Here is a 15,597-nt window from a genome sequence, read left to right on the forward strand (position 1 = left end):
CTTGATCCCTGTGATGTGATCCAACTTACGCCTTCAGGAGCGGTCCGGGGAGTAACAAGCCTGTCGGGAAACCCGGGACGGGCGGGGTCATCCAGCGCCGTGCCCGGCCGTGTCCGAACGATTGCACCTTGTTCGACCGCGCCAGCTCTTCGAGGGCCCGCTGCACGGTGCGCGCGCTCGTCCCCAGCGCCAGCGCGAGCGCCGAGCTCGACCAGGGCTCGCCGTCGGAGAGGACGGCGAGCACCGCGGCGTGCTTCTCCTCGACGGGACGTGCCAGCACGAGGACGTCGCGCGTCTTGCGCGGTGCCAGCACAAAACCCTGCTTCGTCGCGCTGATGTCGGCCAGCGGCTTGAGCTGGGTGCGGAGCCGCCCGATCTCCACGCGCAACCGCGCGCGATGCGATTCGTCGGCGTGCTTCGCCCGGAACGCGCCTGATATCAGCGCCTCTCGCGAGACGTCCGCGGGCCATGCCTGCGCCAGGAGGCGGGCGAGCGCGAACAGCACCGGCCGCGTTCCGAGCGAGACGATGCGGCCTTGCCTGCGCAGGGCATGATGAAAGGTGTCCACGACGAGCGCCGTCGAGGTCGCCAGTCTCTCGACCTCCCCGAGCAGCAACGGGTGCTCGCTGCCGCGCGCGATCAGGCGCGCCGCCGGCGTGTCGAGGATGAGGTTCGCGCTGTCGACCTCGGCCACGAGCGCCGGGATCTTCGCCTGCCGCGCTGCGTGGGCGGCGCGGTTGAGCGCTGCGCGCGCATCTTTCGCTCTCAATCGTCTGATGGCGATGCCGGCGACCACGAGCTCGCGGACGACTTGCGATGCAGGCGGGAGCGGGGAGGGGCTGAGCTCGGCCAGCGTGCGCTCGGCTTCGTCGAGCTGCCCGACGAGGAGAAGGCGGCGCGCCTCGATGTGGCCCGCATGGGCTGCATTGGCGAGATCGCCGTGCTGTTCGAGCGTCGCGCGGGCCGCCGCGAGCGTTTTCACCGGCCAGCTCAGGTCGCGCGAGACGAGCGCGATCTCGGCTTCGGCCACCACGCATCTTGCGCGCGCCACCGCCTCTCTTGGACCGAACGCACGCGCGGCGCTCCGCAGCAGCGTCTTCGCTTTCGCGAGATCGCCGAGCTGCGCCATCGCGATGCCGCGTAGCGCCAGCGACGGCGCATCGTTGCGCAGCGCAACGCGGTTCAGCGCGCCGAGCGGATCGCCGGCCTCAAGCGCGCGCGCGGCAGCCGTGATCAGCGACTCCATTCAAATCCCGCCACACTTGTTACTCCCACCGCGCAACCGCTTGGTGCCAGAAATCGTTGACGACCGACAATGTGCGGTGAGGGTCGAGCGGTTCCGCGTCCGTCGTAGCGCGACGCGGAATGACCGCCCGGACAAGAGGAATGGAGAGCCATGATGACATCAGCAGACAACGCAGGAACTAACGGACAGGCCGCCATGCAAACACCGCCGGTGGTGTCGCCGCAGGACTGGGAGGCCGCCCGTCAGCAACTGCTCGTGAAGGAAAAGGCGCATACCCGTGCCCGCGACGCCCTTGCCGCTGAGCGCCGGCGCATGCCGTGGATGGAAGTCACCAAAACCTATGCGCTCGAGGGGCCCGGCGGCAAGATCAGTCTAGTGGATCTGTTCCAGGGCCGGCGGCAGCTGATCGTCTACCGGGCCTTCTTCGAGCCGGGCGTGCTCGGCTGGCCCGATCAAGCCTGCCGGGGCTGCTCCATGGTGGCCGACCAGGTCGCCCATGTCTCGCATCTGAACGCCCGCGACACCACGCTCGTGTTCGCCTCGCGCGCGCCCCAGGCCGACATCATCAGGCTGAAGCAGCGGATGGGCTGGACCATGCCCTGGGTCACCGTCACCGACAGTTTCGACGCCGATTTCGGCGTCGACGAATGGCACGGCACCAACGTGTTCTACCGCGACGGCGACCGCATCTTCCGCACCTATTTCGTCAAGAGCCGCGGCGACGAGCAGATGGGCGGCACCTGGAACTATCTCGATATCACCCCGCTCGGCCGGCAGGAGGTCTGGGAGGACTCGCCAAAGGGCTATCCGCAGACGCCAACCTACAAATGGTGGAACTGGCACGACAGCTACGCGGAAGGCGCTGCGCCCGACAAGAAATGGGTGGAGATCTCGGACGCCGGCGAGAAGGCTTTTCGCGAGGAGGCCGCGGAAGGCCGTGACTAGTCCCGCCAACGTGGCCACCGGCGCGAGCCGCGATGGCGTGGTGGCCGCACGCCACCTCGCCAGATGGCTGGCTCTGGCGGCGACGCCGACCTTCGCGATCATGGCCGTGTTGACGGCCGTGCTCGGCGGCGGCCCGGCGGACATGCTGTGTGCCGCCGGGTACGGCTCCGTGCTGAGTGGGATGGTGCCGATGTATCTGCTGATGAGCGCGATTCATTCAGCAGCGTGGCTGAGGCTGATCTCGGAGCGGCAGAGGGCGCGGTAAGCGGCTTCCGCCGGTGTGAACGCCTCGTCCGTCGAGACGCGCGCAAGAGCGCGCTCCTCAGGATGAGGCTAACCAGCACTCGTAGGTTCGCGCGGGTCCTTCAACGAAAACCTCGAGCTGCGCACTCCGCCCTCATCCTGAGGAGCCGCCGGAGGCGGGCGTCTCGAAGGATGATGAGATCCGCGCTTCGCCAATTCATGCAGCTCGGCAAAATCGCCGCGCATGAAGGCTTCCTTCTTGGCGCGGCTCCATTTCTTGAGTTTGCGCTCGCATTCGATCGCGTTGGTAATCCGGTCGAACCATTGCGAGAAGACCAGGGTCACGGGCCTGCGTGACTTCGTATAGCCGCCGAACGTGCCGGCGTTGTGCTGCGCGATTCTAAGCTCAAGCTCGGTGCGCGTCGTGCCGATGTAATAGCTGCCGTCGACGCATCTGAGAATGTAGAGGTACGCGCCTTCCGTCATCGTGCCCGCCCCATCCTTCGAGACGACCGCTTCGCGGTCTCCTCAGGATGAGGCTAACTGGCATTTGTGTCTCGTTGCAACCGCTGCTGACAGATTTGCGGCCGCGCACCCCGCTCCTCATCCTGAGGAGCCCGCCGGAGGCGGGCGTCTCGAAGGATGCGCCACAATCGCATCGCAAACCAAAATGCAGCGGTGCACCGTGGCCCGCTACTGTGAACCCGACGTCGCCTGCAGATAAGCAACCACCTTGGCCGCGTCCTCCGCGGAGACACCGCCATATGGCTGCATCTTGTTGCCGGACACGACCTCATCCGGCTTGACCATGAAGCGGGTCAGCTTGTCCTGGTCCCAGACGAAGCCGGCGTCTTTCATCGACGGGGAGTAGTTGTAGTTCGGCAGCGAGCCCGCCTTGCGTCCCACGACCTTGTTGAGATTGGGACCGAGGCGATTGTCGCCGTCCTTCACCGAGTGGCAGGTGCGACAGGAATTGTTGAAGGCCTGCTGGGCCGCCTCGTCGTTCGCCGGCTGCTGGGCGAGCGAAGAGGGCGCAGACAGGAGCAGCGTCAATGCGCCGGCAGCTGCGATCGAGCGCAGCCATGGACCCGGCGATATTTGCAGGCGTGATCGCATCCGCGCCTCCGAACTGTGCTTCTCCAGGCGAGGCCGCCCGGAGAGCATGATGCAAACGAAAACGGCCCCGGTGGGTTCCGGGGCCGTTTGCGTCACAATGTCCTGTCGCGTTAGCGCGTCGCGGCGCCAAGGTCCGCGCGGCGTTCCGTCATCGGCAGAACGATCACCTTGGTGCCGACGTTGACGCGGGAGTAGAGGTCGGTGACGTCGTCGTTGGTCAGGCGGATGCAGCCGGACGAGACGTGCTTGCCGATCGTGTCGGGGGCGTTGGTGCCGTGGATGCGGTAGATGGTGCCGCCGAGATACATGGCGCGGGCGCCGAGCGGGTTGCCGGGGCCGCCGGCCATGTGGCGCGGCAGATAGGGCTGGCGGGCGATCATTTCCGGCGGCGGGGTCCAATCCGGCCACTCGGCCTTCTTGGTCACCGACTGCACGCCGGACCAGGTGAAGCCGTCGCGGCCGACGCCGATGCCGTAGCGAACGGCCTGGCCGTTGCCGAGCACGTAATAGAGATAGGTGTTGGGCGTATCGATGATGATGGTGCCCGGCGCCTCGCGCGTTGCGTAGGAAACCGTCTGGCGGCGGAAGCGCGCCGGCATCTCGACCGCGTCCTGATCCTCGGACGGCGCGGCCTGGTAAGGCGTCGCCTGATAGGGCTGGTAAGGCTGCGGTGCGGCCATCGGCGGCAGCGGCTGGAAGAACGGGAAGAGCTGCACCGGCGCAGCCTTGACCGGACCGGCAAATGCGATAGCGGAGATCGCGACGGCGCTGAGCGCAACCGCGCGCGAATACGTCTTGAACGTGTCCAGATTGATCATTGATCGCCCCTGTTTGATCGGTGTTTCTTGACCACCGCGGCACCGTTTCGGTGCTCCGTTGCCCAATTCACTAACGGCAAAACGTTTCGGGAGCTTTGCGCGGAAAACCGAAAACGGTTTCATGGCGGAAAGGATTTGTTTCATGACGGTTTCGTGGCGGCGCGGACCCGTTAACCAACAAAACAGCGGGCCGACACTTCTGTGACGTCACACGCCTGAAATATCCGTGGTTGATGGTCCTAAGCCGAGAATCATCAAACTCTCGGGATTTCCCCATGCGGGTATTAATCGCGACTGACGCCTGGCATCCGCAGGTCAACGGTGTGGTCCGGACGCTGACCTCGCTGGCGAACGCGGCCAAGGCGCTCGACGTCGAGATCGACTTCCTCACGCCGGACGGCTTTCGGTCCTGGCCGCTACCGACCTATCCGGGCCTGCGCATCGCGCTGCCGAGCGGTAAGGAGATCGCGCGGCGGATCGAGAAGGCGGCGCCGGAAGCGTTGCACATCGCGACCGAGGGCCCGATCGGCTGGGCCGCGCGCGCCTATTGCCGCCGTAACCGCCTTGCCTTCACAACCTCCTACACGACGCGCTTTCCCGAATACGTCTCGGTGCGGACCGGCATCCCTGACGCCGTCGGCTATGCCGTGCTGCGCCACTTCCACGATGCCTCCGCGATGACCATGGTGGCGACGCCTTCGCTGCGGCAGGAGCTCTCCGAGCGCGGCTTCAAGCGGCTCGGCTTTTGGACGCGCGGCGTCAACACCGAGCTGTTCCATCCCGACGCTCCGGCCAAGCTCGACCTGCCGGGTCCGATCTTCATGACCATGGGCCGCGTCGCCGTGGAGAAGAATCTCGAAGCGTTCCTCTCGCTCGATTTGCCCGGCACCAAGGTCGTCGTCGGCGACGGCCCGCAGAAGGCGGCGCTCGAAAAGAAATATCCGGATGCCGTCTTCCTCGGCGAGAAGAAGGGCGCGGATCTGACCGCGCATCTCGCCGCCGCCGATGTCTTCGTCTTCCCGAGCCTGACCGACACGTTCGGTGTGGTGCAACTCGAGGCGCTCGCCTGCGGCACGCCGGTGGCGGCGTTTCCGGTGACGGGCCCCAAGGACGTCATCGCCGATCATCCGATCGGCGCGATCGACCATGATCTGCGTACCGCGTGCCTCCGCGCGCTCACCATGTCGCGCGAGACCTGCCGTAACTTCGCGCTGGAGCGCTCCTGGGAAAACAGCGCGCGTCAGTTCGTCGGAAATCTCACCTCACTTCAGCCCAGCCGCATCCTGCGCGCCTCGCCGGTCATGGCGCGGCGGCCGGTGCGCGGCTGATCTGCAACGTTTGACCCACAGCGAGAACCTCATCGATGGCTAAGATCATGAACCTTGACGGCACCCAGCAGCTCGACCTCACCCGTGGCACGGTTGAGCAGGCCTATGACCGCTGGGCACCCGTCTACGATCTCGTGTTCGGCGGCGTGTTCGCCAAGGGCCGGCAGGCCGCGATCGCGGCCACCAACAAGATCGGGGGCCGTGTGCTCGAGGTCGGCGTCGGCACCGGCATCTCGCTGCCGCTCTACGCGCCGCATCTGCGCATCTTCGGCACCGACATTTCGGAAGCGATGCTCGACAAGGCGCGCCAGCGGGTCAGCGAGGGCAAGCTGAAGAACGTCGAGGGCCTCGCGGTGATGGACGCCGAGAAGCTCGAATTCCCCGACAATTCCTTCGACGTCGTGATGGCGCAGTATGTCGTCACCGCCGTACCGAACCCGGAGAAGGCGCTCGACGAATTCGCCCGCGTGCTGCGTCCCGGTGGCGAGCTGATCATCCTGACCCGCGTCAGCGCCGACACCGGCATGCGCCGTTTCATCGAGCAGAGGCTCCAGCCGGTGGTGCGCCCGCTCGGCTTCCGTACCGCCGAGTTCGCCTGGTCGCGTTATACGAAGTGGTTGGCCGGCGCGAATGGCATCGAGCTCGCCGAGCGCCGCCTGATTCCGCCGCTCGGCCATTTCTCGCTGGTGCGCTTCCGCAAGGTCGACGTCGCCAAGGCAGCCTGACAGTCACTCCTCGTGGTGAGGAGGCGCGTAAGCGCCGTCTCGAACCATGAAGGCCCGTGCTGATGCAGCTCGGCCTTCATCCTTCGAGACGCGCGTTCCGCGCTCCTCAGGATGAGGGGAGAGAGTAACACGTGCGTCATCGCGCCGCTGCACATCGTCACATGACAAAATGATGATGTCACACGGCCTACATCGAATCCCTGTAAATCCTGAACCCGAAAGCATTTTGGGGGAGAGCATGATCAAGAATTATCTCGAGCAGCTGCGGATCCAGCGCTGGGACGACCATCGCTACTATCACCACAGCCGCATCAATCAGAGCCTGCACTTCGTCAGCGCGCTGAGCTTTCTCTTCGCCTATGTCTGGCTGTTCGTCGATCCCATGATCTCGGCGCTGGTCGGCTGGCTGGTCTCGATGACCTCGCGCCAGGCCGGTCACTTCTTCTTCGAGCCGCACGATTACGACCACATCAACCAGGCGACGCACGAGTACAAGGAAGACATCAAGGTCGGCTACAACCTTCAGCGCAAGGTGGTGCTGATGGCGATCTGGGCGCTGTCGCCGCTGGTGCTGGTTGTCGATCCGACGCTGTTCGGCCTGTTCACGCCCTGGGCGAGCGCGACCGATTTCATGCGGCAGGTCGCCAAGATCTGGCTGGTGATCGGCGGCGGCGGTCTTCTGTTCCGCACGGTGCACCTGTTCTTCATCCGCGACGTCGAGACTGGCCTGGTCTGGATGACCAAGATCCTGACCGATCCCTTCCACGACCTGATGCTCTATCGTAGCGCGCCGCTCGCCCTGATGCGCGGCGAGCTGATGGACCCCGGCCTGCACCTCAACCCCGAGCACACGCTGGGCTTGATCTCCGAGCCCACGCTCGAAGAGCAGCACGCCTGAGCGCGCTGTTCTCACACAACACTCCGATGTCTGATGGTTACGTCATGCCCGGCCTCGTGCCGGGCATCCACGTCTTGGGGATACCTTTAAAGTGACTCAGCGGAGCCCAGCGCTCTCTTCACCTCGCCCCGTTTGCGGGGAGAGGTCGGATTTGCGCGTAGCGCAAAGCCGGGTGAGGGGGGCTCTCCGCGGGGGGACTGCTAGTGGATCGTTGATCAACTCTCACCGCAAGCGCGGAGAGTCCCCCTCACCCCGACCCTCTCAGCGCGAGCGTAGCTCGTCGCGGCCCCGCATCCGCCTTCGCCAAGGCTTCGGCGGACAAGGGCGGGGCGAGGGAGAAGGGCAGGCGGTGTTCGTGGCGAAGGGTGGAAGAGCCTCAGCGCCCGAAACGCTTGGCCAGCATCTCTTTCAAAATCTGCCGTTTGATATTCTTGTTGGTGAGCACGCCGTCGTGCCACCAGAAGCCGTCGGCTTTCATCTTCTCGGCCGCCCGGACGAAACGCTCGGCGACCTCGGTGAAATCGGCGTCGGTGTAGTTCAGGCTGAAGATCAGCCGTCCGGTGCCGACCCAACTCAGCGACAGGCCTTCGGCGCGCAGGTAATATTGCAGCATCCAGTTGTAGCGGGACGGGGTGGTGTATTTCACCGTCCAGATCGACGAGAAGTTCGCAAACTGCACCGGCAGCTTCGCGTCCGTCATCATCTGGTTGAGCTTCTGGACGCGGCCGTTCCAGGTAGCGTCCAGCCCATCATAGATGGCACGGAAGTTCGGGCTGGCGAGCCGGCTCAAGAACTCGTCCATCGCCGTCATGACGTAGGGATGCGAGTTGAAGGTGCCGCGGGCGAAGCAGATATCGGCGGGGCGATCGTCGCGGAAGCGACGCATCAATTCCTTCTTGCCGCAGACCACGCCGACCGGCAGGCCGCCGGCGAGGCTCTTGCCGTAGGTCACCATGTCGGCCTTGACGCCAAAGTACTCCTGGGCGCCTCCGGCGGCGAGACGGAAGCCGACGAAGACCTCGTCGAAGATCAGTGCGATGCCGCGCTCGGTGCAGACTTCGCGCAGCTTCTTCAGCCACTCGGTATACGCCGCGCGGTCAAAGTTGCCGCCGCGGGAGGAATCGACCAGCGAGGAATCGCCGGGCGCGTTGCCGTTCGGATGCAGGCCCTGCAACGGATTGACCAGCACGCAGGCGATGTCCTTGCGCGTGCGCAGCACGTGCAATGTCTTCTCGGACATCTCGGCGAGGGTGTAGGTCTCGTGCGCGGGAATCGGATTGCCGACGCCGGGCTGCACGTCGCCCCACCAGCCGTGATAGGCGCCGGCGAAACGAACGAGATGCGTCCGCTTGGTGTGGTAGCGCGCAAGCCGCACCGCCTGCATGACGGCCTCGGTGCCGGACATGTGGAACGAGACTTCGTCGAGGCCCGAGATCTGGCAGAGCCGCTGCACATTCTCGAGGATGACGGGATGGTAGGGGCCGAGCACGGGGCCGAGTGCATGCGCGCGCTTCTCCGAGCCCTCGATGCACTCCTTGTAGAAGTCGTTGCCGAAGATGTTGACGCCGTAGGATCCGGTGAGGTCGTAGGAGGTGTTGCCGTCGACATCCGTGACGGTGACGCCGCTGGACGATTCCATGAAGGTCGAGGTGCCCAGATGCTCGCGGACGAGGCGCGAGAACTGGAACGGCACGCGGTAGGTTTCGGTGAAGTGCAGGTCGGAGATCTTTTCCGCCGCTTCCTTCGTCATCGCGCGCCCCTTGGGGTAGCGCTCGGCGTAAAGGCTGGCGAGGCGGAAGAAGGCGTCCTTGCGCTGCTTCACCACGTTATCAGGCGCGCCGTCGCAGCCGAAATACTGATCGCCCTCGAACTCGTAGAACGGGAGCAGCTTGGCCACCCGGCGCGACATCTTGGAGTGCCCGGCGAGCGACCGGTGCTTGGCGCGGGACAGTTCGACCCGCGCCTTGATCTTCGGGAAGGCGGCGGCAGCGGACGCTGCGGCGGCCACGGAAAATGAGAGAATCGGGAGTGTCGTTTCCATGACAACAAGCGCTAATACTGCGAGCTGACAGATTCATGACAGTCAAAGCCCTGATCGCCTCTTTCACCCAGCAGGAAGACCTCAACTTCCTGTTGACCAACCGTATCCCCCGCGCGGCCCTGACCCGCTTCATGGGCCGGTTCTCCAAGATCGAGAACCCGCTCGTCAGGGACTTCTCGATCGCGCTGTGGAAGCTGTTTTCCGACCTCGATCTGTCGGAGGCACGCAAGACCCACTTCAAGAGCCTGCACGATTGTTTCACCCGGGAGCTCAAGCCGGGGCTGCGGCCCTTCGATCCCGACCCTTCCATTGTCGCCAGCCCCTCGGACGGCATCGTCGGCGCCCATGGCCGGATCGCCGACACCGAGCTGTTCCAGGTCAAGGGTGCGCCCTATTCGCTGCTCGACCTGCTCGGTGATTCCGCGCTCGTGGATCAACACCGCAACGGAAGCTTCGTCACGCTGCGGTTGACCTCGAGCATGTATCATCGCTTCCATGCACCTTTTGACGCGCACATCGAACGCGTCACGCTGATCCATGGCGACGTCTGGAACGTCAACCCGATCGCGCTGAAGCGGGTCGAGCGCCTGTTCTGCAAGAACGAGCGCGCGGTGATCCGCACGCATCTCAGCTCAGGCGAAGCCGTAACGCTCGTGCCAGTTGCGGCCATTCTGGTCGCAAGCATCCGTCTGCACTTCCTCGACATGGTGCTGAACGCGCAGACCCGCGGGCCGGTCAATTTCCCCTGCGACGTCAACGTGACCAAGGGCGAGGAGCTCGGCTGGTTCGAGCACGGCTCCACCATCATCATCCTGGCGCCCGGCGATTTCAACTTCTGCGACGGCATCGGCGAGGGCACCCGCATTCGCGCAGGTCAAGCGCTGTTGAAGAAGAACTAGCCTTCAATCCGCCGCGTCGGCAGCCTATATCGTCGGCGGGCCGATTGGATCGACACGGAATCTTGTGATGGTGCGGGCGCCGGTGATGGCGGCGGGTGGTATTGTGCTGCGGCGTGGCGCGCCGCCGCTGGTTGCGGTAGTGCGCCAGCGCAAGCGCAACGAATGGGTTTTGCCCAAGGGCAAGCTCGACGACGGCGAAACGCCGAAGGAAGCCGCGCACCGCGAAGTGCTGGAAGAGACCGGCCACAATGTGGCCATCCACGAATTCCTCGGCACGCTCGTCTACCAGTCGGGAGGGCGCTCCAAGGTCGTGCATTTCTGGCGCATGGAGGCCGAGGGCGGTCCGGTTCGCAAGCTGATGAACGACATCAAGGCGGTGGACTGGCTGACACTGGAGGATGCGCTCGCGCGCCTGTCGCGCGAATATGAGCGCGCGTTCCTGGTACAGGTCGGTCCGATCGCGCTCGCGGCGGCCGGGCTTGAGCCTACGCCGGTGCCCGAGCCGGCGCCAGCAACCGACGACATCGATGTAGCTTTGCAACCCCTGACGCCCGCTGAAGCCGCCTCAGTCGACGAACTGCGTCATGGCCTGTTGCAGAAGGTGAAGGCCTGGCTGCGCGGCGAAGCGTGAGTTGTCTTCACGCTGCTCTGCTCGCGAGCTTGGAAACATCCGCGACCTAGCAAGTTTGTGGGAGCCTTAGTTCCCTCCAAGTCGTCATTGCGAGCGCAGCGAAGCAATCCAGAGTCTCTCCGCGGAAAGATTCTGGATTGCTTCGCTTCGCTCGCAATGACGGAGGAGAGGGCCGCGCACTCGACGTCGACCCTCATGGTGAGGAGCGCGCATCGCGCGCGTCTCGAACCATGCGGCCCGACTGTGGCCTCGCCCTTCGAGATGCTTGCTTCGCAAGCTCCTCAGGTAAGGAGAGGCACCGTTCACCGCCGCTCTTTCTTCTCCTTCGGAGCGGGCGCCGGTCTGCGCGGTGCTGCGGGACGTTGCGCGGCGGGGAGGCGCTGCTGGAATCCGCCCTGGCGCTGGATGCCGTCTGGCTGCTGAGCCGCGGGCGGCTGACCCGGCTGCAATCCGGTGCGCGGCGTTTGCGGCTGCGGCGCCGTGCCCGGCTGCGACGGCACGACTCCGCCGGGCTGCGCCGGAGTCTGTCCGTTTCGCTGTGGCTGCGTCTGCCGCGCGCCGCCGGGCTGCGTGCCTTGTCCAGTACGCGGCGCACCTGCCGGCTGTCCCGCACCTTGCTGCTGACCTGGTTGCTGCTGGCCCTGTCGTTGCTGGCCTCGCTGCTGCTGACCCTGGCCCGCGCGCGGCGTGCCCGGCTGCACGGCGCCGCCCTGCCGCTGCGGCGGCTGCGCGCCCTGGCGGCCCGGCGTGCCCGGCTGCTGCTGGCCCGGACGGTTGTTCTGGCCGGGCTGGCCGTTCGGGCGCTGCGGCTGCTGGCCGGGCGCTGTCGTCGGCCGCAATTGCTGCTGCTGCGGTGGCTGGGTCGGCCGCGGAATGCGGCTGATCGCGGCCGGATTGGCGCGACGGAAGTCGCGCTGCTCGGTGACGATCTGCCGGCCGGTGGTCTGCGCCAGATGCACCTGGCTGACGAAACCGCGGTCGCGCGCGATCTGCTGCGGAGCGATCGTGATCGGCACGGCGGCAAAGCGCATGCCGCCTGTGCTTCCGGCGCCCGGGCGGATCGCAAAACCGCTTGCGGCCTGCGTCAGCGCGCCGAGTCGCGTGCCGCTGGTGCGGTCGTTGACCTCGATGTGGCCGACCCGGCCGTCGGCGTCGGGATAGAGCTTGATGTTGACGTTATTCGCAGCACTGGCCGCCGCGCCTTCGGGAACGTCGACGACGCCGGTGGTGCCGCGGATGCCGAGCGTTGCGGTCGGCGTTGCGATCTTCATGTCGCCGGTCTTCGCCACAGCTGCCGCAACGAAGGCAACGGTGCCCTTGCCGATGTCGAAGATCGCCGAATTTTGCTTGCCGCCGTCCTCATAGACGTAATTGTCGATGGTGATCTTCGCGCTGGCGGAGAGGTTGAACGTGGTGGCGTCGTTGAAGGTGATGCCGAGCGAGGAGTTCGACGAGGTCTGCACGACGTCGTTGAGATAGATGTCGTCGCGCACGCGCAGCGGATACGAGTTCCTGTCGCGGACCACGGTCGCGATCCCCGTCACGGTCGCGACGTTGCCGATGGGCTCGACGGCGGCGGGTTGCGCGTCCGTGGCGGGCGCAGGTGAAGCCGACGGCGTCGGGGAGGGGGCGGGATTTGGCTGCGCTTGGGGCTGGGCCTGCGCAAGCTCGATCGCATCGGATGCGAGCGCCACGCTCGCGCCGGCCAGCGGCAACGCCAGCAACGGAAGCGCGAAGACGAAGCGGCGCCAAGCCACCATTGATGTCACGAGGAAGTCCCGGTGAGAGCGCGAGGCGAGATCGGCCGATATCAACCGGGGTTAGCTGAATGGCGGATGAACATGTGTCGCATGGACGGGGCGAACGTTCAAACGACACTCTCTCCCCTCATGGTGAGGAGCGCGCCCTTGCGCGCGTCTCGAACCATAGAGGCCCAGCTGTCGATCCGGGCCTCGCCCTTCGAGACGCCTGCTGCGCAGGCTCCTCAGGGTGAGGGGATAGAGTTTGTTCGGTTGTGGCGCGGTGTCTCTCAGATCGTCATGGCCGGACTTGTTCCGGCCATCCACGCCTTGACGCGCGGTGCTGAGAACGTGGATGCCCGGGCCTTCGCCTCGCCGAAGCGGCTTCGGCCGCGTAGGCGGGACAAGCCCGGGCATGACGATCATTGTGCACCTGTCGAGGATGACATCGTTGATGTCAGCTGACGCGCTTCCAGGTCTGGCCGCCGCAGAACATGCCGCCGAAGGCACAGCCCTGCACGCGCATCGCATTCGGGCCCTTCATCGCGATCGTGGAGTCGTAGTTGCGGCCGGAGTCGGGATCGTGGATGCGGCCGCTCCACTTCGCGCCGTCGGGCTTCATGTTGATCAGGATGCGCTCGTTGGACTTCATGGCGTAACCGCAGAGATTGGCGCCGCACTGTTCGACGCGGACATTGCCCTTGTTCTCTTCGGTCGCCCAGACGCCGATCGGCGTGTTGGCGGCTTGCACGGGCGCGGCGGCAACCGGCGCCGGAGCGGGCGCAATCGCGACCGGTGCAGGCGCGGCAACGGGAGCCGCGGCGGGCGCGGTCTGCGCGGTGTTGTCGTAGGCGGCCGGAGCCGCGGCAACAATCGTGGCGGGAGCCGCGGGGACGGCGACAGCAGGCGCGGCCGGCGCGGTCGCCTGCACCGGCGCCTGTTGCACGGGCTGCTGCTGCACCGGAGCCGGCTGCGCGGTCGTCGTGGACGGAGCTGGCGTGGTGTCGTCGTCGTCCTTGGAGCCGCCGAGGCCCTTGAGGTTGATGTTGTTCAGCTTGATCGGCTTGTCCGACAGGCCTGGTGCCACGATCGTCACGCAATCGAGCGAGGCGCAGTTGCGCGGCGTCTCGATGCGGATGTGCTGGCCTTCGATCTGGAACGCAATCGAGTTGCCGGCATGCGCGGCGGCGGTCGAAGCGAGGAAGAGCGCGGTGGCGGCGATGGTGAGCTTGTTCATGGCAACCTCTGAAAATTGTGCCGGTCTGAACTGGTGTCGCTGGTGGATGAAGCGTGGTTCGACCCTAGGCCGAGCCTGTCCCGACTTCTGTGATGGACGTCACAACGGTCCGCGCCGGCTGGGTGAGGCAGCGCACATTCAGCGGCGGGTCATCCCGCGTAACCTCGTGGCGACACAGAGGGAGGCGCCGATGAAGCGGCTTGCGACATCGCTTGGCACATTGATCGCTTTGGTGGCGATAGCGTCTTCGGCCCAGGCCGGTTCCTACACCTTCTCGATCGGCGGCCACCGGTTTCATGTCGAGGCGCCGCGGCATTGCCGGTCTGCTTCCTGCGTGTCGGTTTCATCCAATCGCAGCCTCCGGCGGACGAACGATGTCGACACGACACCTGCTCCGCCGCCCGCGGTCGCGCCGCAGCAACCGGCTTGTCCGGTAGCTCCGGTCAGGCCGGCGCCAGCGGCCGTCGTCGTGGCACCGCCCGCGCCGCCCGCCCCCGTCATGGCCGCGGCCACATCGCAGCCTGTAGTCCTGCCGTCGCCGCCAAGACTCGAGGCGCCGAGCCTCAATCCGCCGCGAGTTGAGATGCCGCGCATGGATCCGCCGAAGACCGTCCTGCTCGATCCGCCGCGCGTGGAGGCGATGGCCGTCGCTCCGACGCCCGAGATCGACCAGACCTCCGCGATCGCACAACGCAGCGATGACGAGCCGGCTTATTCACCGCTCGGCGAATGGGAGAGCGCAGGCGCCAAGGGCACGGTTCGCATCGAACGCTGCGGCGCCGCGCTGTGCGGCTATGCGCTGACCGAAGCCTCGAGCCACGGCGAAAGCGTGCTCATCAACATGAAGCCGAAAACCCACGACGCCTGGACCGGCAGCATCTACAGCCGTTCCAGCGGCAGCACCTATTATGGGACGATGACGCTGACGGCCTCCGGCAGGCTTCGCGTCGAAGCCTGCGCGCTCGGCCGCTTCTGGTGCTCCGGCAACGACTGGACGCGCGTCGAGGAGCGGCAGCAGAAGGTGATCACGACATCACGGCAGTGGGGGGCAAGGTCGTAGCGTTTCTCTTACCCTCCCCTAGAGGGGGAGGGTGGCAGCTTGCCCCTGTCCAATTTGTAATCGTCCCGCACCGAACCTGCTTCTCGCTTGCACGCGACCGATGGCTGACGACGCATGCAAGGAGAGCGAACATGAAACGTCTCGGCCTCATCGCCGCGCTGCTGATCAGCAGCGCGATCCCGGCCCACGCCGACACCGACATCTGGAACAACATGCTGAAGCAGCAGCGCGGCGACGATGCGCTGCATGTCGACAGCGCGCTCTGCGACGCGCAACTCGGTGCGCCGCAGAACGGCACGGTGACCTCAGCGCAATACAAGCGCTGCATGCGCACGCGGGGCTGGCGCTTCAGTCATACGGTTCGCGAGAAGGACGACGGCTATCCCGATCCTGACAATCCCGGTCTCGTCTGCCACGACTTCAAGATCGGCGGCGTCACGGGATCGTCCTGCTCGAATTTCTGAGCACGGCAATAGGCCCGACGGCCGGATGATCCGGCGCCGCCGGGCAAGCCCGTGATGCGGTCGGTGATGTCTCTAGATCATGCCGAGCACGATGGCGCCGACAAAGGCCATGGCGAGGCACGCGGTGATAACGCTCAGTCTCCCGGCGAACGTCATAAAATCGCTCCCGCTGTTGTCCCCCGTGCGAGCGCATCATGGTTAACAGAG

Annotated in this window: 15 protein-coding genes and 1 pseudogene; 9 read left to right on the top strand and 7 right to left on the bottom strand. The window is 65.7% G+C overall.

Annotated elements, in window-relative coordinates; translation table 11 throughout:
- Nucleotides 1-25 precede the first annotated feature (25 nt).
- The gene (locus IVB46_RS18460) at nucleotides 26-1,246 is read right to left on the bottom strand and encodes a helix-turn-helix domain-containing protein (RefSeq protein ID WP_247304165.1); all 1,221 of its coding nucleotides are present in this window, start codon (nucleotides 1,244-1,246) and stop codon (nucleotides 26-28) included.
- Between the two features lie 150 nt (nucleotides 1,247-1,396).
- On the opposite strand from IVB46_RS18460, the gene IVB46_RS18465 reads away from it, so the two are divergent.
- A complete protein-coding gene (locus tag IVB46_RS18465) occupies nucleotides 1,397-2,191 on the top strand; it encodes a DUF899 domain-containing protein (RefSeq protein WP_247304162.1) in 795 nt (264 codons plus the stop codon).
- Nucleotides 2,184-2,456: a hypothetical protein gene (locus IVB46_RS18470; RefSeq protein WP_247304152.1), complete on the top strand. Its 273-nt coding sequence runs from the start codon at nucleotides 2,184-2,186 to the stop codon at nucleotides 2,454-2,456. Before IVB46_RS18465 ends, IVB46_RS18470 begins: the two co-directional genes overlap by 8 nt.
- Nucleotides 2,457-2,635: 179 nt before the next feature.
- On the opposite strand, the pseudogene IVB46_RS18475 reads toward IVB46_RS18470, so the two are convergent.
- The 3 genes and pseudogenes from IVB46_RS18475 to IVB46_RS18485 form a co-directional block, all read right to left on the bottom strand.
- A pseudogene (locus IVB46_RS18475) lies at nucleotides 2,636-2,920 on the bottom strand (GIY-YIG nuclease family protein); the annotation flags it as partial.
- Nucleotides 2,921-3,127: 207 nt separating this feature from the next.
- The gene (locus IVB46_RS18480; protein ID WP_247304148.1) at nucleotides 3,128-3,550 is read right to left on the bottom strand and encodes a c-type cytochrome; all 423 of its coding nucleotides are present in this window, start codon (nucleotides 3,548-3,550) and stop codon (nucleotides 3,128-3,130) included.
- A gap of 110 nt (nucleotides 3,551-3,660) precedes the next feature.
- Nucleotides 3,661-4,368: a L,D-transpeptidase gene (locus IVB46_RS18485; protein ID WP_247304146.1), complete on the bottom strand. Its 708-nt coding sequence runs from the start codon at nucleotides 4,366-4,368 to the stop codon at nucleotides 3,661-3,663.
- A gap of 275 nt (nucleotides 4,369-4,643) precedes the next feature.
- Between IVB46_RS18485 and IVB46_RS18490 the strand changes: the two genes are divergently transcribed.
- The 3 genes from IVB46_RS18490 to IVB46_RS18500 all read left to right on the top strand — a co-directional run bounded on the left by IVB46_RS18490 (nucleotide 4,644) and on the right by IVB46_RS18500 (nucleotide 7,319).
- Nucleotides 4,644-5,696 carry a glycosyltransferase family 1 protein gene (locus tag IVB46_RS18490; protein WP_247304144.1) on the top strand — a complete coding sequence of 351 codons (1,053 nt, stop codon included), beginning with the start codon at nucleotides 4,644-4,646 and terminating at the stop codon, nucleotides 5,694-5,696.
- Between the two features lie 35 nt (nucleotides 5,697-5,731).
- Nucleotides 5,732-6,421 carry a methyltransferase domain-containing protein gene (locus IVB46_RS18495; protein WP_247304141.1) on the top strand — a complete coding sequence of 230 codons (690 nt, stop codon included), beginning with the start codon at nucleotides 5,732-5,734 and terminating at the stop codon, nucleotides 6,419-6,421.
- 238 nt (nucleotides 6,422-6,659) lie between these two features.
- Nucleotides 6,660-7,319 carry a hypothetical protein gene (locus IVB46_RS18500; protein ID WP_014492925.1) on the top strand — a complete coding sequence of 220 codons (660 nt, stop codon included), beginning with the start codon at nucleotides 6,660-6,662 and terminating at the stop codon, nucleotides 7,317-7,319.
- A 376-nt stretch (nucleotides 7,320-7,695) separates the two neighbouring features.
- Here the strand turns inward: IVB46_RS18500 and IVB46_RS18505 are convergent, their stop codons facing one another.
- The gene (locus tag IVB46_RS18505; RefSeq protein ID WP_247304139.1) at nucleotides 7,696-9,360 is read right to left on the bottom strand and encodes an aminotransferase class III-fold pyridoxal phosphate-dependent enzyme; all 1,665 of its coding nucleotides are present in this window, start codon (nucleotides 9,358-9,360) and stop codon (nucleotides 7,696-7,698) included.
- 35 nt (nucleotides 9,361-9,395) lie between these two features.
- Here IVB46_RS18505 and asd point away from each other — a divergent pair, with 35 nt between their 5' ends.
- The gene (asd, locus tag IVB46_RS18510; protein WP_247304138.1) at nucleotides 9,396-10,259 is read left to right on the top strand and encodes an archaetidylserine decarboxylase; all 864 of its coding nucleotides are present in this window, start codon (nucleotides 9,396-9,398) and stop codon (nucleotides 10,257-10,259) included.
- A gap of 67 nt (nucleotides 10,260-10,326) precedes the next feature.
- Entirely contained in the window at nucleotides 10,327-10,890 is a 564-nt protein-coding gene (locus IVB46_RS18515; RefSeq protein WP_247304136.1) for an NUDIX hydrolase, read from the top strand.
- Nucleotides 10,891-11,192: 302 nt separating this feature from the next.
- Here IVB46_RS18515 and IVB46_RS18520 read toward each other — a convergent pair whose 3' ends face one another.
- Together IVB46_RS18520 and IVB46_RS18525 are read right to left on the bottom strand one after the other, a co-directional pair.
- Nucleotides 11,193-12,650: a FecR domain-containing protein gene (locus IVB46_RS18520; protein ID WP_247304794.1), complete on the bottom strand. Its 1,458-nt coding sequence runs from the start codon at nucleotides 12,648-12,650 to the stop codon at nucleotides 11,193-11,195.
- A 436-nt stretch (nucleotides 12,651-13,086) separates the two neighbouring features.
- Nucleotides 13,087-13,866, bottom strand: a complete 780-nt coding sequence (locus tag IVB46_RS18525; RefSeq protein ID WP_247304134.1) for a DUF2147 domain-containing protein — start codon at nucleotides 13,864-13,866, stop codon at nucleotides 13,087-13,089.
- A 592-nt stretch (nucleotides 13,867-14,458) separates the two neighbouring features.
- On the opposite strand from IVB46_RS18525, the gene IVB46_RS18530 reads away from it, so the two are divergent.
- Both IVB46_RS18530 and IVB46_RS18535 read left to right on the top strand, forming a co-directional pair.
- Entirely contained in the window at nucleotides 14,459-14,926 is a 468-nt protein-coding gene (locus IVB46_RS18530; protein WP_247304132.1) for a DUF2147 domain-containing protein, read from the top strand.
- A 131-nt stretch (nucleotides 14,927-15,057) separates the two neighbouring features.
- Nucleotides 15,058-15,390 (top strand): hypothetical protein, encoded by a 333-nt coding sequence (locus tag IVB46_RS18535; protein WP_247304130.1) that lies wholly within the window; start codon nucleotides 15,058-15,060, stop codon nucleotides 15,388-15,390.
- Nucleotides 15,391-15,597: the final 207 nt, after the last annotated feature.

Source organism: Bradyrhizobium sp. 61, assembly GCF_023073075.1.
Classification (GTDB): Bacteria; Pseudomonadota; Alphaproteobacteria; order Rhizobiales; family Xanthobacteraceae; genus Bradyrhizobium; species Bradyrhizobium barranii.

Excerpts from the sequence above, each read along its gene's own strand:
- IVB46_RS18515 (WP_247304136.1), top strand. The coding sequence starts at position 10,327 with ATGGTGCGGGCGCCGGTGATGGCGGCGGGTGGTATTGTGCTGCGGCGT.
- IVB46_RS18500 (WP_014492925.1), top strand. The coding sequence starts at position 6,660 with ATGATCAAGAATTATCTCGAGCAGCTGCGGATCCAGCGCTGGGACGAC.
- IVB46_RS18520 (WP_247304794.1), bottom strand. The coding sequence starts at position 12,650 with ATGGTGGCTTGGCGCCGCTTCGTCTTCGCGCTTCCGTTGCTGGCGTTG.
- IVB46_RS18530 (WP_247304132.1), top strand. The coding sequence starts at position 14,459 with ATGGATCCGCCGAAGACCGTCCTGCTCGATCCGCCGCGCGTGGAGGCG.
- IVB46_RS18485 (WP_247304146.1), bottom strand. The coding sequence starts at position 4,368 with ATGATCAATCTGGACACGTTCAAGACGTATTCGCGCGCGGTTGCGCTC.
- asd (WP_247304138.1), top strand. The coding sequence starts at position 9,396 with ATGACAGTCAAAGCCCTGATCGCCTCTTTCACCCAGCAGGAAGACCTC.
- IVB46_RS18535 (WP_247304130.1), top strand. The coding sequence starts at position 15,058 with ATGAAACGTCTCGGCCTCATCGCCGCGCTGCTGATCAGCAGCGCGATC.
- IVB46_RS18490 (WP_247304144.1), top strand. The coding sequence starts at position 4,644 with ATGCGGGTATTAATCGCGACTGACGCCTGGCATCCGCAGGTCAACGGT.
- IVB46_RS18480 (WP_247304148.1), bottom strand. The coding sequence starts at position 3,550 with ATGCGATCACGCCTGCAAATATCGCCGGGTCCATGGCTGCGCTCGATC.
- IVB46_RS18465 (WP_247304162.1), top strand. The coding sequence starts at position 1,397 with ATGATGACATCAGCAGACAACGCAGGAACTAACGGACAGGCCGCCATG.
- IVB46_RS18460 (WP_247304165.1), bottom strand. The coding sequence starts at position 1,246 with ATGGAGTCGCTGATCACGGCTGCCGCGCGCGCGCTTGAGGCCGGCGAT.
- IVB46_RS18505 (WP_247304139.1), bottom strand. The coding sequence starts at position 9,360 with ATGGAAACGACACTCCCGATTCTCTCATTTTCCGTGGCCGCCGCAGCG.
- IVB46_RS18495 (WP_247304141.1), top strand. The coding sequence starts at position 5,732 with ATGGCTAAGATCATGAACCTTGACGGCACCCAGCAGCTCGACCTCACC.
- IVB46_RS18525 (WP_247304134.1), bottom strand. The coding sequence starts at position 13,866 with ATGAACAAGCTCACCATCGCCGCCACCGCGCTCTTCCTCGCTTCGACC.